The organism is Pedobacter hartonius (genome assembly GCF_900107535.1).
Lineage (GTDB): Bacteria > Bacteroidota > Bacteroidia > Sphingobacteriales > Sphingobacteriaceae > Pedobacter > Pedobacter hartonius.
Genome location: NZ_FNRA01000003.1, coordinates 348,607 through 363,028 on the forward strand (window position 1 = coordinate 348,607; position 14,422 = coordinate 363,028).

A 14,422-nucleotide genomic window follows, 5' to 3' on the forward strand; every position below is an offset into this window, starting at 1 on the left:
AATTGAAGAACAGGCTACATAAAGTAATTGCGCAGCTCTTTTACCGCCAGCCTGATCTTCGATTTTACTGTTCCTAAGGGAATTTGAAGCTCATCAGATACTTCGGCCTGTGTGTATCCGTGAAAATATACCAGATCGAGTATCTGCTTTTGTGAGGCGGTCAGCACACACATCAACTCCTTCACCCCAATAGAATCCGTTTTGTCCGGCACATAATGAAAGTTATCAACCTGGCAAAAAACACTGTCGATATCCTCGTTCCGTGTACTTTTGGAGAAGGTTTTGCCCCTTTTATAATCAATTGCCGAATTGCGGGCCAATTTAGCGATCCAGGTAAAGAGCTTTCCCTTTTTAGGATCAAACGTATTGATGGATTTCCAGATCTTTACAAAAGAATCCTGCAGAATATCTTCCGCAATTTCTCTCTCAGGAACCACTCTCATGATAATCCCCAGTAAAGGAGAAGCATAGAGACTATATAGTTGTCTGAAAGATACTTGGTTACGCTCCTGAAGATCTCGTACAAATTTTGCATCCAGGCAATGGTGGCAATCAGGATCATCGCAGAAACTGTTAGTCACATGAATAGGTTCAAACTCTGCTAGAATCATAACATTAAATTATTAATTAATTTAACCGTCGTAAAAATAACCCCTAATCGGATGAATCCAAAAGGAAATTGCCGTTCATTCCATTCATTTTTCTCTTAGAAGAAAAATTGATAAATTATCCCAATTATTTTAAAATTGTAATTTGAAAACATAAACATTTAGTATCTTTAATTAAACCAGACCGATAGGCATTAAGGTTTTATTCCCCGCAATTTAACTGTACCATAGTTTGGTGCAGGCCATCACTTCACTATACATCGGCCATTTGATTTGACAGTAAAATAACCCTTTTGCGCCAAAATGGCCTTACCTTAGCGTTATGGATAACTTAAGTACAAAAACATTTGAAAAAGTATTTGTCTCTACCTTTGACGGTGATTATACAGGTAACCTTCAGCCTAGGCAAACACCGGGCGTTTTGTACAGCAAAGCAGTACCTACCCCGGTCCGTCAGCCCGAACTCCTGGCCTGGTCTGATGAACTTGCCGCGGAACTGGATATCGCTGCCCCCAACGCGCAGGATATTGAGATTTTGGGCGGTAACCTAGTTTCTCCTACCATGTATCCTTACGCGGCCTGTTATGCGGGCCATCAGTTTGGAAACTGGGCAGGACAATTGGGCGACGGACGCGCCATTACACTTGGCGAATGGCCTACCGCCACAAAAGGAACAGTTGAACTGCAATTAAAAGGTGCAGGCCCTACCCCATACTCCCGCCGGGGCGACGGACGGGCAGTTCTCCGTTCCTCCATCCGCGAATACCTGATGAGTGAAGCCATGTATTACCTTGGCGTACCTACCACCAGGGCACTGGGCCTGGTTGCAACCGGTGATCAGGTACTGCGTGATATGTTTTACGATGGAAGGACAGCTTACGAACCCGGCGCCATAGTGATGCGCACAGCACCCAGCTTTCTGCGTTTCGGCAGCTTTGAAATGCTGGCGGCAAGACAGGAAACCGATCAGTTACAAAAACTTACCGACTGGACTATTGCACAGTTCTATCCTCATATTCAGGGTGAGAAGAAAACGCTCATCTGGTTTAAAGAAATCGTAGACAAAACAGCTGCACTGATCGTTGAATGGTTAAGAGTAGGTTTCGTGCATGGGGTGATGAATACCGATAATATGTCTATCCTGGGTTTAACCATTGACTATGGCCCTTATTCATTTCTTGATGATTACGATCCGAATTTTACGCCGAATACCACGGACCTCCCCGGCCGCAGATATGCTTTTGGCCGGCAGCATACCGTAGCTTACTGGAACTTAGGCTGCCTGGCGAGTGCCATAGCGCCGCTGTTTGAAAACACCAATGAACTTGTAGCTATCCTCGAAGCATACAAAACCATCTATCTGGACAAATACTTTGGCATGATGGCTGGTAAACTGGGGCTGGATAAACTCAGGGAAGAAGATCATCAGCTGATTGATAATGTGGAGGAGACCATGGATATGATCAAACCGGACATGACTATCTTTTTCCAGCTGCTGATTACCCTTCCCAGCGATCTGCAGACCGAAGATATTGCAGGGCATTTTAAACCTTCATTTTATGGGGAACCTACCAGAGAAGCGATCCTGAAACTGAATACCACCATCCAATCTTACCTGGAAAGGATCAGCAGAAATGAGATTACGCGGGAAGCCTCTAAAACGATCATGAGGGTAAATAATCCCCGCTTCATTTTGAGGAATTACTTGCTGCACCAGGCCATACAGGAGATGGAACAGGGACAAAACAGCCTCTTCCTGAAATTAAAAGAGGCTATGAAAGACCCGTATTCGGATGCGCACGATGAGTTCTTTAAGCTCAGGCCTGAATGGGCGGTTACACAGCCGGGAAGTTCAACGCTCTCCTGCAGTTCCTAAAGACAGGTTATAATTTATTTTGGTTAGCGGTTCCGTTTTGCGCATCACTCAGGTTCTGCAGGGTGGTATGTGCTATTTCAGTAAGGGCTTCAGTGGTGAAAAAGCCCTGGTGCGCGGTGATCAGCACGTTGGGAAAACTCATCAGCCGCAGGATTTGTTCATCAGCAATCAGGCTTTCGGACAGGTCCCTGAAGAAGAGCTTGTCTTCCTGCTCATAAACGTCAATTCCGAGGTAACCTAGTTTGCCCTGTTTCAGCGCTTCAATCGCATCACTGCTATCCAGGATAGCGCCCCTGCTCGTATTGATCAGCATCACGCCATCTTTCATTTTCTCAAAAACCTGCTGGTTGATCATATGCCGTGTATGTTCATTGAGCGGGCAATGGATAGAGATCACATCGGCAGTTGAGATCAGGGTATCATAGTCCACCAGCCGGATACCAGCGGGAACATCGCTTACGACAGGGTCATAAGCCAATACTTCGGTACCAAAACCCCGCATGATGCGGGCAAAGGCAATACCGATCTGTCCCAGGCCGATCAGCCCCACTTTTTTACCCGACAGGTTAAAACCGATCAGGCGTTCGAGCGAGAAATTCCCTTCCCGGACACGGTTATATGCTTTGTGGGTCTTACGGTTCAGCGTCATGATCATCGCTACGGCATGTTCTGCAACGGCCTCCGGAGAATATGAGGGCACCCTGAATACATTGATGCCCAGGTTTGCCGCTACCTGCAGGTCTACCTGGTTGAAACCGGCACATCGCAATACCAGGGTATGAATGCCTTGCTGGTGTAAAACCTTTAAAGTCTCTGCATCCACAAGGTCATTTACAAATACACAAACGGCTTCACAACCTTCCGCTAGTATAGCAGTTTTAGCACTTAAAGCGGGTTCAAGGAAGGTCAGTTCATGATCAAAACTGGCATTCACCAGGTTAAAAAATTGCTTATCATAAGACTGGGTACTGAAAATAGCTACTCTCATCATTAAAGTTTGCCTAAAGATAAACTTTAAATCTCCAAATGAATTAAAGATAATCAGCGATTGAAGTGATGCCGGTCATTGTCTGCAGTATGATTTTATTGCGGGGAAAGCGGGAATGAAACGGAACAGCAAAAAGCCCCTTAGCTCATTTTTAATTTCTTCTGGATATCCGTTACATATCCTTTGAATTTTTTATCGGTATCAATCAGGTCTTCCACCGTCTGACAGGCATAGATCACCGTAGAGTGGTCTCTTCCCCCGTAAAACGCACCAATGCTCTTCAATGAGGATTTGGTAAGGCTTTTAGACAGGTACATCGAAATCTGGCGTGCCTGCACGATTTCACGTTTCCTGGTAGCAGATTTCACCATATCAACTGGAACTTCAAAATATTCACATACCAGTTTCTGGATGTAATCCATTGAAATTTCTTTCGTTGTATTTTTGATAAAGTTCTTCAGCATCGACTTAGCCAGGGCAAGATCAATATCTTTTCTGTTCAAAGTGGATTGTGCCAGCAGGGAAACCATTGCCCCCTCCAGTTCACGCACATTGTTGTCAATGTTGTTTGCCACATATTCCACTACCTCGGTAGGCAGCTCAATACCATCGGCGTACATTTTTTTTCTCAGGATAGCGATCCTGGTTTCCAGGTCGGGAATCTGAAGATCGGCCGAAAGCCCCCATTTGAAACGGCTGAGCAGGCGTTCTTCCAAACCGGAAAGATCTTTTGGCGGCTTATCAGAAGTAACGATGATCTGTTTGCCGGACTGGTGCAGGTGGTTAAAAATATGGAAGAAAATATCCTGTGTTTTCTCTTTGCCGGCAAAGTTATGTACATCATCCATAATGATCACATCCATAGCCTGATAGAAATTCACAAAGTCATTGATCGTATTGTTCTTCAAAGATTCTACAAACTGCTGGCAGAACTTCTCGCAGGAGACAAAGATCACCAGTTTATCCGGCAGGGTCCGCCTGATCTCATTGCCTATTGCCTGTGCAAGATGGGTTTTCCCCAATCCCACGGCGCCATAGATCATCAGCGGATTAAACGATGTAGCTCCCGGCTTCGCTGCTACGGCAAAACCCGCAGAACGGGCAAGGCGGTTGCAATCACCTTCTACATAACTGTCAAAAGTATAATTGGAGTTCAGCTGCGGGTCTACATTCAGTTTTTTCAGACCCGGAATGATAAATGGATTTTTGATATCCTTATTGATAGATACAGGAACCGGCATAGATTGCATTTTTGAAGCTGCCCCATTGCCATTTGATGGCATACTGGTTGTATATGGGGAACCGCTGTTAGACGATTTATCAACTACGATATTATATTCCAGACGGCCCTCTTCTCCCATTTGCTGTTTAACTGTCTTGCGTAATAATCCTACATAATGCTCTTCAAGCCATTCATAAAAAAATAAACTTGGCACCTGTACCGTCAGTACATTGTCTTCCAGCTTTAAAGCAGAGATAGGCTCGAACCAGGTTTTGAAACTCTGGCCCGGGATGTTATCCCTGATAATCTGAAGACAATTATTCCATACTTCGGTACAAGTTTTTTGCATATTTCTTTAAATAAACTAGAGGTTTTCGAATTAAATTACAGCCAACATTCCTGCCGTTTTGGGAGGGCGAATATCCAAAAAATTACTAACAAAAAAAGATAAAATTTCATCTATTTTGTAAGTCATTAACAGGCAAACCAATACGATGAATAAAACTAAAAATTTTGTTAATAACTTATAAACAACGGGAATACCGTGTGAATAAGTATGTGAATAGACACGTTAAGATACACATATCCCCACATTCGGTAACTGTCCTGTTACCTGTTTGCGCAGGGAAAATCTGCAAAACAACTGCGGATCAAGGCAAAAACCATGATCCGCAGTTAAATTATATGATCTCTAATTCAACCTCAATATTGCCACGCGTCGCGTTTGAATAAGGGCATACCTGATGGGCTTTTTCTGCAAGGGAACGGGCAACCTCCTGCGTAACATCCAGAATAGAAATCTGCAGCTTTACAGCCAGTCCGTATCCGCCGGAACCATTCTTTCCAATGCTGACCTGTGCAGTTACTTTTGTCTCTCCTGTCTGGATTTTTTCCGTCCTGATCACTAAACTTAATGCACTGTCAAAACAAGCTGAATAACCCGCTGCAAAAAGCTGTTCCGGGTTACTGTACGCACCATCTGCACCACCCATTTCTTTTGGGGTTCTCACTTCTATATCAAGTACACCGTCTGATGATTTTACCTCTCCATTACGTCCGCCTGTGGCTGTTGCTTCAGCAGTATATATTTTCTCTATCTTCTCCATGCTGTTTAAACATATAACTAAATCCTATGTTTTGATAAAGACGCCCGTTTCAAATTATTGCAATACGCTGATCAAATAAAAATTCAAAAACTATTTCCGGAAGTCCCGGTTATAAGAGGTATAAATTTTAATTTAATACCATCTACCTATGGAAACCAACAAAGAAATCATCAGTGATTTAAAAGAACTCTTGTCAATTGTCAATGACGGAAAAGAAGGATATGAATCTTCGGCCGAAGCATCGGAGAAAATAGAATTACAGGGCGTATTTTTAAAATATGCAGCTCAGCGTGCACTATATGCAGAAGAGTTAAGAGCGCACATCGCCACACATGGCGGCGATGCTGATAATGAAAGCGGTGGTGTGCTTGGCGCCTTACACCGTACCTGGATAGACATCAAGCAGGCATTGAGCAGCAAAGAGGACGTAGCAATACTGGAAGCTATTGTAACGGGCGAAAAAGCTGCAATCGATAAGTACGACGAGTACATCAGTGATTATGCAGATCATGCAGATCACATTGACCTGCTGAAAAAACAAAGGGATGGCGTATTGGAAGCACTAAAGGAAATAGAATCTTTACTGCTGCAGCGCAAGTCATAAAACCTTTCAACAGAAATTATAAGCAAAGCCCTGAAATAAAGCAGCCGTATCATAAAAATGATACGGCTGCTTTCATATACGGAGGCACACCCCTGTCTGCAATTTTATGCGTTGTTCACAAGTCCCGGTATCTCTACCATTTCATTGACATCTGCATCATAATCAACACCAGCAACCTCAAATCCGAATAAATTCAGGAAATCATTTTTGTAACCGGCAAGGTCACCAATCTCAGGAAGGCTTTCTGTAGTAGATTCTTTCCATAATTTAGCCACCTGTGCCTGTACATCTGCACGCATCTCCAAATCGTCAATACGGATTCTTCCTTTTTCATCAGTCGGAACTTCAGCACCTGTAAATAGCCTCTCCTGGAACAAACGCTGAATCTGCTCGATGCATCCTTCATGTATTCCTTTTTCCTTCATGATCTTATACAGCAGGGAAATGTATAAAGGAATCACGGGAATAGCAGAACTTGATTGGGTCACCAGTCCTTTATTGACGGAAACAAAGGCTTTGCCGTCCAGGTCTTTCAGTTTGTCTTTGATCACGAATGCAGTGGCTTCCAGATCATCCTTTGCACGGCCGATTGTTCCGTTACGGTATACCGCCTCAGTTACCTCAGGGCCGATGTAAGAATAGGCAACAGTTGTTGCTCCCTCAGCCAGCAAACCTGCGGCCTTCAGCTCTTCTATCCAGAACTTCCAGTCTTCACCGCCCATTACAGCAACGGTGTTTTCTATTTCCTCTTCATTTGCCGGCTGGATCGATATATCGGAAACCAAACCTGTATGAAAGTCTACCGTTTTATTTGTAAAAACTTGTCCTATTGGTTTTAAAACAGAATTATATATGACTCCTGTTTTAGGATGGGTACGGCGTGGGGAAGCAAGACTATAGATCACCAAATCAACCTGGCCCAGATCAGATTTGATCAGATCGATCACCTGTTTTTTGATATCATCAGAAAAGGCATCGCCATTGATGCTCTTTGCATATAGTCCTGCCTCATGGGCTTTTGCTTCAAAGGCGGCAGTATTATACCATCCTGCAGACGCTGTTTTTCCAGGTGCAGGGGGTTTTTCAAAATAAACACCAACTGTAGCTGCATCTCCGCCAAAAGCCGCAGTAATTCTTGATGCCAGTCCGAATCCTGTAGAAGAACCAATCACCAATACACGTTTAGGACCATCGACAGCTCCTTTTGATTTAACGTAATTAATTTGATTGACGATATTTTGTTCACATCCTTTTGGATGAGAGGTCACGCAGATAAATCCACGTATTCTTGGTGCAATAATCATATATATTCTTTATAGAAGGTTAAAATAGTAATTCTTTTTTATTTATTGTCTTTGGGGATTTCTTTCAATATCGCTGTAAGGTAAACCCAGAACTTTTTCACTGAAGAGATCTGCACACGTTCATCCGGAGAATGCGCAGCCCTGATGGTGGGACCAAAAGAGATCATATCCATTCCCGGAAGGTGGGCACCCAGAATGCCGCACTCCAAACCGGCATGGCAGGCCTCAACTTTCGGATCTTTACCAAATATCTGCCGGTACAGATCTGTCATTAGTCTCAGAATATCCGAATCAGGGTCAGGTTTCCATCCGGGATAATCTCCTCCATGCTGTACATTACAGCCAATATTTTCGAAGGCTGCACTTACCGCACTGGATACATCGGCTTTGGTGCTTTCCACACTGCTCCGCTGCAGTGATTGTGTAATAAACTCTCCGTCTTTAACGATTACCCTGGCCAAATTGGTAGATGCTTCTACAAGATTGCTGATATCGGGGCTCATTCTGAACACGCCGTTCGGCAGGGCATAAATTGCATTGACGATCTTTTTAAAATCTACAAATGTCATTACCCTGGATGGCAGTGTAGTTTCTTCACTGCTGATGATCATTGATGGTTCAATCGTACTGTATTCCTCGGTAAGTAACTCAGAGAACTGCTTTAAAAGAAGGATAAATAGTTCCTTTTGTCCGTATGGCACCACAACAACAGCAGTAGACTCCCTTGGAATTGCGTTTCTGAGGCTCCCCCCATCCACACTGTGCAGCTGGATGTGAATGGTCTGGGCTATCACGTACAGCAACCTGTTCATCAGCTTGTTTGCATTTGCCCTGCCCTTATGAATATCTATCCCGGAGTGCCCGCCAACCAGCCCTTTAACCTTCACCTCAAAGGCGGTGCTTTTAACGTCTGTAGTTTCCTGCTGGTAGTTGTATCTTGTATTTGTATCTATGCCTCCGGCGCAGCCGATGGTTAGTTCGTCATCTTCTTCTGTATCGAGGTTGAGCAGGATGCTGCCTGTGAAATTTGCAGGGTCAAGCTGTTTGGCACCCGTCATGCCGGTTTCCTCATCGATGGTGAACATGGCTTCCAGCGTCGGGTGTTCAACTGTGTCAGATGCCAGCAAAGCCATGATGGCAGCCACACCAATACCATTATCGGCACCTAAAGTAGTGCCGCGGGCTTTCACCCAGTCGCCCTCTACGAACATATCGATGCCCTGTTCATCAAAGTCAAAAGCTGTATCGCTGTTTTTCTGATGTACCATATCAAGGTGAGATTGCAAAACAACTGTTTTACGATCATCCATGCCCGGGGTAGCATTTTTTTTGATGACTACGTTCCCGACTGCATCTTTAATCGTTTCAAGGCCCAGCTCTTCACCAAAATTCATCATAAAAGCAATTACCCGGTCCTCTTTTTTCGAGGCACGCGGAACAGCGTTCAGATGAACAAAATTTTGCCAGAGCCCCTGAGGTTCTAAATTATTGACTTCCATTAAATAAATTAATAAGCCGCCAAATTAAGGATTCTCGTTTAAATCCTTGCAATAGTTTTTCCCATATACCAGAAGAGGTAACTAAAAAATGGTGCTGCAAGCACATCAGCTGTATAATGTACATGCTGAATCAGCAATAGCAGACCCAATATGGCAGTAGCACAGAAAACAATGGCCTTTTCCTTTTTATTTTCCAGGCACAGGCCTACGAGAAACAGCGTTGCCGTGTGCCCGGAGAAGAACAAATCCCTGGTAATCATGTTTGAACCATAGAAAATGATCGAAAACGGGTCAGTCATGTGCACCAGGTTCAGCGGTGGTTCCAGAGAAACCAGGGAAATGGTGAGCATCCTGACCAGACAAAGAAAAATGTATCCCCAGAGTGCGGTAATACAAAGTTCAGTATTTTTTCTCATTCTCCAGAAAAACAGTCCGGAGGCAGGGTAAAGGATAAGAAATATATACACCGAAACGTCATGCGCAGGAAGCGCGGCTAACACCCAGTCATGAATGGGTATTCCGCCATTCCTTTTCTGGACAAATAAAAAGAAGTCCTGTAAATAGAAGACGATCAGGCCCATAACGAACAGGCCTAAAACGAGTTTTACCCTAAAAAGCGGGTAATCCCAGGCAAATCGCCAGGTGAGCTGTTTAGTTTGCATTCATATTGGTTAGTGATATCGGCAACAAATATAATATTACATTTCCTGTCCGGTGCATTTTGGGAATTAAATTGTCATTAAAATCTATAGCAGAAAATATTGCCCGTCCTCACTTCTGATACATTTTATTTTTAAATAGTAAAACATGACGGGTTACCGCGGTAGCCAGCACAAAACAATTTCCGGTACTTCTCCTCAGAAAATTTATACAGGAATTCGGAAATCAGGTATATTGATTATATTGAGCTCAATGAATCGCTATATAAAAACCCTGTCGCCGAAAATAATCCTGTTGCTGCTGTTGTTTGCAGGTTGCCGGCAGAAAGAAGTTAAGGTAGAAAGAGATCTTACGATTACGCCGAAGAATGCGGTGACCAAATTGCTGATAGACAGCCTGCAGATGGAGAAATACATCAGCACTCAGGGATTGGAGGACAGTTCGGCAAACAGGCTGAGAAACTTTTACAACAGCAGGAACTTCCAGTTTGCATGGCTGGCTGAAAATGGCCTTGCAGAACAGGCAAAGGTATTTTATGAACTGGATAAGAATTACATTTCTGCTTCCCGTGACAGTACGGATGCAGATCAGGCCCTGCACCGGCAACTCGGCACGCTGATCAGTAAAGATACCCTTATCCGGTCTGCCAGTGCCGAACTGGTGAATCTGGAGCTGTCACTTACACAACACTTTTTCAATTTCGTAACCTATGCTTACGCCGGGAAACTGGACCCCGCAGCACTACAATGGTATATTCCCCGCAGAAAACTGGATGCAGTAGCCCTGCTAGACTCACTGGTGGCAAAAAAAGGTACCAGCCTTGAAAACTGGGAACCGGTGAACCTGTATTATAAAACATTGAACAAAGAACTGTTACGCTGGTACGGGATCAGGCAAAGGGGAAGCTGGGAAAAGATCAGTCCCGGTAAAACCAAATACATCGCCGGAGATACCTGTATGGTCATCAGCAGGATTAAACAGCGCCTGGCAGACTTTGGAGATCTGGACCCTGCTGACAGTACCCCTGTATTTAATGAGGCCCTTGGGCTGGCTGTTAAAAAAGCGCAGAAACAATTCGGGCTCACCGAAAGCGGCAGAATAGACCGCACGCTGATCGCTGCACTCAACATACCTGCCGAACTGCGTATCCGGCAGCTGCTGATCAACCTGGAACGGATGAAATGGACTCCCTCGATCCCGGAAAGCAAGTTCATCCTTGTAAATATCCCTGAGTATAAACTTCATGTTTTCGAATCAGGAAAGGAAGTGCTGAATATGGGTATAGTAGTTGGAAAGGCAGCCAACAAAACCGTGATCTTCAGCAATGAACTGAAGAACATTGTTTTCAGCCCCTACTGGAATATCCCGCCCAGCATCGTACGTGCAGAAATCCTGCCGGAGATGCGTAAAAACAAATATTATCTGGCCGAAAAAAATATGGAACAATACGGTACAAGCGAAGGGCTGCCATTGATAAGACAAAAACCCGGAAACACCAATTCCCTTGGACGGGTAAAGTTCCTGTTTCCCAACAGCTATAATATATATTTGCATGATACGCCCGCAAAATCATTATTTGCCGAAGAAAAACGCGCTTTCAGCCATGGCTGCATACGGCTGGCGCAGCCAAAAAAACTTGCCGGATATCTGCTGGCAGACAGGTCTGAATGGACAGGTAAAAAAATTGACAGGGCGATGAATTCAAAAACCGAAATATGGGTGAACATGAAACAGCCTGTACCAGTGTTTATCACTTACTTTACCTCTTGGGTGGACAAGGACGGGCTCCTGAATTTCAGGGAAGATCTTTATGGCCATGACCAGGCGATGGCCAGGCAAATGTTTAAATCAGAGGAATCAAAAAAATAATAAACATTTCAATCGCTGTTGGGTTATAGGTTAATAATCAAGAAAAACAAACAAAAAATATCAACCTATGGCAACTACAGTAAAAACAACACCGACAAAATCTGCTCCAAAAGCAGCTCAAAAAAAACCTGCTGGTAATACCGGAAAAATGGAAGATTCAGAATTCCATGAATTTTTTGTTGACGAACTGAAAGACATTTACTGGGCTGAAAAACACCTGGTAAAAGCTCTTCCAAAAATGAAAAAAGCAGCAACAAGCCCGGAACTGGCGGCAGCTTTTGAAAAACATACCCAGGAAACACAAACCCACATTGAAACACTGGAACAGGTGTTTGCATTGCTTGATGAAAAAGCAGCTGCAAAAAAATGTGATGCAATGGCCGGTTTACTGGAAGAAGCAGATGGCATTATCTCTGAGACTGAAAAAGGAACAATGATCAGGGATGCAGGACTGATCCTTGCTGCACAGAAAGTAGAACATTATGAAATTGCTACTTATGGTACATTGAAAACTTTCGCAGAGAATATGGGCCATACTGATGTGGCAGACCTGCTGGCGCAAACACTGGAGAATGAAAAATCTACAGATGTGGCATTGACAACGATCGCAGAAGGTTTTGTGAACGAACAGGCTTCTGCTGAATAGTGAATTCAGGTTTCAGCTTTAAAGCTGAAACCTGATTGCCAAAGCCAGACTAAACATAAAAGTTTAGTCTGGCTTTTTTATTGGAAAGCGGGCTTTTAGTCTGGCTGCTTAGCCCCGCCTCCCAAACGCTCATTGATTTTAAAGTCCTGCAGGTCGTCCGCAGCATCTATCGAATGTGAATGATGGATATCATCATCCTCTTCAGAAATATCAGAAAGCCGCTGATAGTATTTATGCAGCACATCCAGTTCTTTTTCCGTCAGGTCTTCAATATCAACCATCCTGTTACTCGCATGCCTGCTTGCCGCAATCAGTTCATTTAATTTGAGCTGAATGGCTTTGGAATCTTTGTTCTGTGATTTCTGGATTAAAAAGACCATCAGGAAGGTGATGATCGTAGTTCCGGTATTGATTACCAGCTGCCAGGTATCTGAATATTTAAAAATTGGCCCGGTTATCCCCCAGATAACAATTACCGCAAAGGCAATCCCGAATGCGGGGGAACTGCCCGTCCAGCAGGTAATCTTCGTAGCCATTGTCTCGAAAAATGACTCTTTCTTCTTTTCCATATAGATATTAAATAGGTTTGACGGATGTGTTTACTGCTGGTCCTCCAGCCGCAGGTATTATGCCAATAACAACAACATGGGCGTTCTGTTTGAGACAATTAACTGAATTATTTTTATGACATCCCTGCACGCTGATCATCGCCAGCCTCTTATGCCGCACCGGAAAATTTCCACATTAACCTGCAGGAAACAAATCCTGAATAATTAAAGCATGCCTTTATTTGAAATTACTCCCAAAAGACTTTATGTTTACAGCTGAATTAAATGGCTAATGAACAATACGTTGAGAAACACCTCTATTTTACTGCTGGTCATCGCCAATGCCGGCTGCGATCAGATTTCCAAGCATGCTGCAAGACAGAACATTAGTTATGAGGAAACGATAGAGGTCATAGGAAAACATTTGGTATTCACCAAAATAGAAAACTCAGGTGCCTTTTTAAGTACGGGGGATTCACTGGCCGGCTCGGTGAAATTCATCTTTTTATCCCTGCTCCCGCTCATTGCCCTTTGTTATGGTATCTATTATTTAATCACCAATACGCAGCTGCCCAGGCTATTGGTACTGGGCATTTGTTTTGTGATTGGCGGTGGATTGGGGAATCTTTACGACAGGTTGATTTATGGCTCGGTAACAGATTTTGTACATATTGATTTTTTCGTTTTCAAAACGGGGATCTTTAACCTTGCCGACGTATCTATTATGGTGGGCATGATCCTGATCCTGATCAATCTGTATGTTAAACCTGAAGACAACACACTTATAAAAGAATAAAATGAAGACATTCATCCTTATCCCTTTGCTTCTGCTGGTTATTTCCGTAGCTGAAGCACAAACAAACTATGTGCAGATTTCCACTGCCAAAGGAAAGATCACCCTGATGTTATATGACGAAACACCAAAACACCGGGACAACTTTTTAATGGCCATCAAAACAGGTTTATTCAATGGCGCCGGATTCAACAGGGTGATTAAAGGATTTGTAAGTCAGGCCGGTGAACTGGATAAAACCATTCTGGACAGGGAAAAACTTCATCCTGAGGTACCCCTTCAAAGGGTAGAAGCCGAGATCAGGCCTGATCTCTATCATAAAAAAGGTGCATTGGGACAGGGAAGAAATGACAATCCGGAAAAGAAATCCTACCTGGACCAGATCTATCTGGTAGAAGGAAAAAAGAGAACAGCTGCTGAACTGGACCGGATAGAAACTAAAACCGGGCGTAAGTTTTCTGCGGTGCAGCGGGAGACCTACAAAACTATAGGCGGCTCACCTGAACTTGATGGTGACTATACTATTTTCGGCGAAATCGTAGAAGGCATAAGCGTGGCTGAAGCAATCAACAGCGTACCTACCAGTTCAACTGACCTGCCGTTAAGCCTTTTGAAGTTCAGCCTCCGCATACTGACAAAAGCTGAGATTAAAAAGTTAAAAAAATAACAGGTTGTCCAAACAGATTTCCTGTCGGTAAA

14 protein-coding genes are annotated in these 14,422 nt (G+C 43.7%); 6 read left to right on the forward strand and 8 right to left on the reverse strand.

Translation table 11 applies throughout. The features are described from left to right. Window positions 1-14: 14 nt before the first annotated feature. Window positions 15-611 (reverse strand): RNA polymerase sigma factor, encoded by a 597-nt coding sequence (locus tag BLW16_RS07565; RefSeq protein WP_090555942.1) that lies wholly within the window; start codon window positions 609-611, stop codon window positions 15-17. Between the two features lie 319 nt (window positions 612-930). Between BLW16_RS07565 and BLW16_RS07570 the strand changes: the two genes are divergently transcribed. Continuing rightward, on the forward strand, window positions 931-2,484 hold the full coding sequence (locus BLW16_RS07570) for a protein adenylyltransferase SelO (protein WP_090555943.1): 1,554 nt from the start codon (window positions 931-933) through the stop codon (window positions 2,482-2,484). Window positions 2,485-2,491: 7 nt separating this feature from the next. On the opposite strand, the gene BLW16_RS07575 is transcribed toward BLW16_RS07570, so the two are convergent. From BLW16_RS07575 to BLW16_RS07585, 3 genes are all read right to left on the reverse strand, one after another. Continuing rightward, complete coding sequence (locus BLW16_RS07575) at window positions 2,492-3,475, reverse strand: 2-hydroxyacid dehydrogenase (RefSeq protein WP_317039945.1); 984 nt, start codon at window positions 3,473-3,475, stop codon at window positions 2,492-2,494. Between the two features lie 137 nt (window positions 3,476-3,612). Continuing rightward, window positions 3,613-5,043, reverse strand: a complete 1,431-nt coding sequence (dnaA, locus tag BLW16_RS07580; RefSeq protein ID WP_090555945.1) for a chromosomal replication initiator protein DnaA — start codon at window positions 5,041-5,043, stop codon at window positions 3,613-3,615. A 331-nt stretch (window positions 5,044-5,374) separates the two neighbouring features. Further along, window positions 5,375-5,800: an organic hydroperoxide resistance protein gene (locus BLW16_RS07585; protein ID WP_217631534.1), complete on the reverse strand. Its 426-nt coding sequence runs from the start codon at window positions 5,798-5,800 to the stop codon at window positions 5,375-5,377. Window positions 5,801-5,948: 148 nt separating this feature from the next. Here BLW16_RS07585 and BLW16_RS07590 point away from each other — a divergent pair, with 148 nt between their 5' ends. Beyond that, a complete protein-coding gene (locus BLW16_RS07590; protein ID WP_090555946.1) occupies window positions 5,949-6,404 on the forward strand; it encodes a ferritin-like domain-containing protein in 456 nt (151 codons plus the stop codon). 104 nt (window positions 6,405-6,508) lie between these two features. Here the strand turns inward: BLW16_RS07590 and fabV are convergent, their stop codons facing one another. Genes fabV through BLW16_RS07605 form a run of 3 tightly spaced genes read right to left on the reverse strand, consistent with a single transcriptional unit; the run spans window position 6,509 to window position 9,869 of the window. Next, entirely contained in the window at window positions 6,509-7,708 is a 1,200-nt protein-coding gene (gene fabV, locus BLW16_RS07595; protein ID WP_090555947.1) for an enoyl-ACP reductase FabV, read from the reverse strand. A 38-nt stretch (window positions 7,709-7,746) separates the two neighbouring features. Then, window positions 7,747-9,207 (reverse strand): aminoacyl-histidine dipeptidase, encoded by a 1,461-nt coding sequence (locus BLW16_RS07600; protein WP_090555948.1) that lies wholly within the window; start codon window positions 9,205-9,207, stop codon window positions 7,747-7,749. A 38-nt stretch (window positions 9,208-9,245) separates the two neighbouring features. Further along, complete coding sequence (locus BLW16_RS07605) at window positions 9,246-9,869, reverse strand: phosphatase PAP2-related protein (RefSeq protein WP_090555949.1); 624 nt, start codon at window positions 9,867-9,869, stop codon at window positions 9,246-9,248. 250 nt (window positions 9,870-10,119) lie between these two features. Between BLW16_RS07605 and BLW16_RS07610 the strand changes: the two genes are divergently transcribed. After that, the gene (locus tag BLW16_RS07610) at window positions 10,120-11,736 is read left to right on the forward strand and encodes a L,D-transpeptidase family protein (RefSeq protein ID WP_175470504.1); all 1,617 of its coding nucleotides are present in this window, start codon (window positions 10,120-10,122) and stop codon (window positions 11,734-11,736) included. A gap of 67 nt (window positions 11,737-11,803) precedes the next feature. Next, the gene (locus tag BLW16_RS07615; RefSeq protein ID WP_090555951.1) at window positions 11,804-12,382 is read left to right on the forward strand and encodes a YciE/YciF ferroxidase family protein; all 579 of its coding nucleotides are present in this window, start codon (window positions 11,804-11,806) and stop codon (window positions 12,380-12,382) included. A 95-nt stretch (window positions 12,383-12,477) separates the two neighbouring features. Here BLW16_RS07615 and BLW16_RS07620 read toward each other — a convergent pair whose 3' ends face one another. Then, the gene (locus tag BLW16_RS07620; RefSeq protein WP_090555952.1) at window positions 12,478-12,951 is read right to left on the reverse strand and encodes a low affinity iron permease family protein; all 474 of its coding nucleotides are present in this window, start codon (window positions 12,949-12,951) and stop codon (window positions 12,478-12,480) included. A gap of 271 nt (window positions 12,952-13,222) precedes the next feature. Between BLW16_RS07620 and lspA the strand changes: the two genes are divergently transcribed. Both lspA and BLW16_RS07630 read left to right on the forward strand, forming a co-directional pair. Then, window positions 13,223-13,726: a signal peptidase II gene (gene lspA, locus BLW16_RS07625; protein ID WP_090555953.1), complete on the forward strand. Its 504-nt coding sequence runs from the start codon at window positions 13,223-13,225 to the stop codon at window positions 13,724-13,726. Window position 13,727: 1 nt separating this feature from the next. Continuing rightward, window positions 13,728-14,390, forward strand: a complete 663-nt coding sequence (locus tag BLW16_RS07630) for a peptidylprolyl isomerase (protein ID WP_090555954.1) — start codon at window positions 13,728-13,730, stop codon at window positions 14,388-14,390. Window positions 14,391-14,422 lie beyond the last annotated feature (32 nt).

Bases quoted from the DNA above. Each gene is read 5' to 3' on its own strand.
- fabV (WP_090555947.1), bottom strand. From the start codon at position 7,708: ATGATTATTGCACCAAGAATACGTGGATTTATCTGCGTGACCTCTCAT.
- BLW16_RS07605 (WP_090555949.1), bottom strand. From the start codon at position 9,869: ATGCAAACTAAACAGCTCACCTGGCGATTTGCCTGGGATTACCCGCTT.
- BLW16_RS07565 (WP_090555942.1), bottom strand. From the start codon at position 611: ATGATTCTAGCAGAGTTTGAACCTATTCATGTGACTAACAGTTTCTGC.
- BLW16_RS07620 (WP_090555952.1), bottom strand. From the start codon at position 12,951: ATGGAAAAGAAGAAAGAGTCATTTTTCGAGACAATGGCTACGAAGATT.
- BLW16_RS07585 (WP_217631534.1), bottom strand. From the start codon at position 5,800: ATGGAGAAGATAGAGAAAATATATACTGCTGAAGCAACAGCCACAGGC.
- BLW16_RS07570 (WP_090555943.1), top strand. From the start codon at position 931: ATGGATAACTTAAGTACAAAAACATTTGAAAAAGTATTTGTCTCTACC.
- BLW16_RS07610 (WP_175470504.1), top strand. From the start codon at position 10,120: ATGAATCGCTATATAAAAACCCTGTCGCCGAAAATAATCCTGTTGCTG.
- BLW16_RS07575 (WP_317039945.1), bottom strand. From the start codon at position 3,475: ATGATGAGAGTAGCTATTTTCAGTACCCAGTCTTATGATAAGCAATTT.
- BLW16_RS07630 (WP_090555954.1), top strand. From the start codon at position 13,728: ATGAAGACATTCATCCTTATCCCTTTGCTTCTGCTGGTTATTTCCGTA.
- lspA (WP_090555953.1), top strand. From the start codon at position 13,223: ATGAACAATACGTTGAGAAACACCTCTATTTTACTGCTGGTCATCGCC.
- BLW16_RS07600 (WP_090555948.1), bottom strand. From the start codon at position 9,207: ATGGAAGTCAATAATTTAGAACCTCAGGGGCTCTGGCAAAATTTTGTT.
- BLW16_RS07590 (WP_090555946.1), top strand. From the start codon at position 5,949: ATGGAAACCAACAAAGAAATCATCAGTGATTTAAAAGAACTCTTGTCA.
- dnaA (WP_090555945.1), bottom strand. From the start codon at position 5,043: ATGCAAAAAACTTGTACCGAAGTATGGAATAATTGTCTTCAGATTATC.
- BLW16_RS07615 (WP_090555951.1), top strand. From the start codon at position 11,804: ATGGCAACTACAGTAAAAACAACACCGACAAAATCTGCTCCAAAAGCA.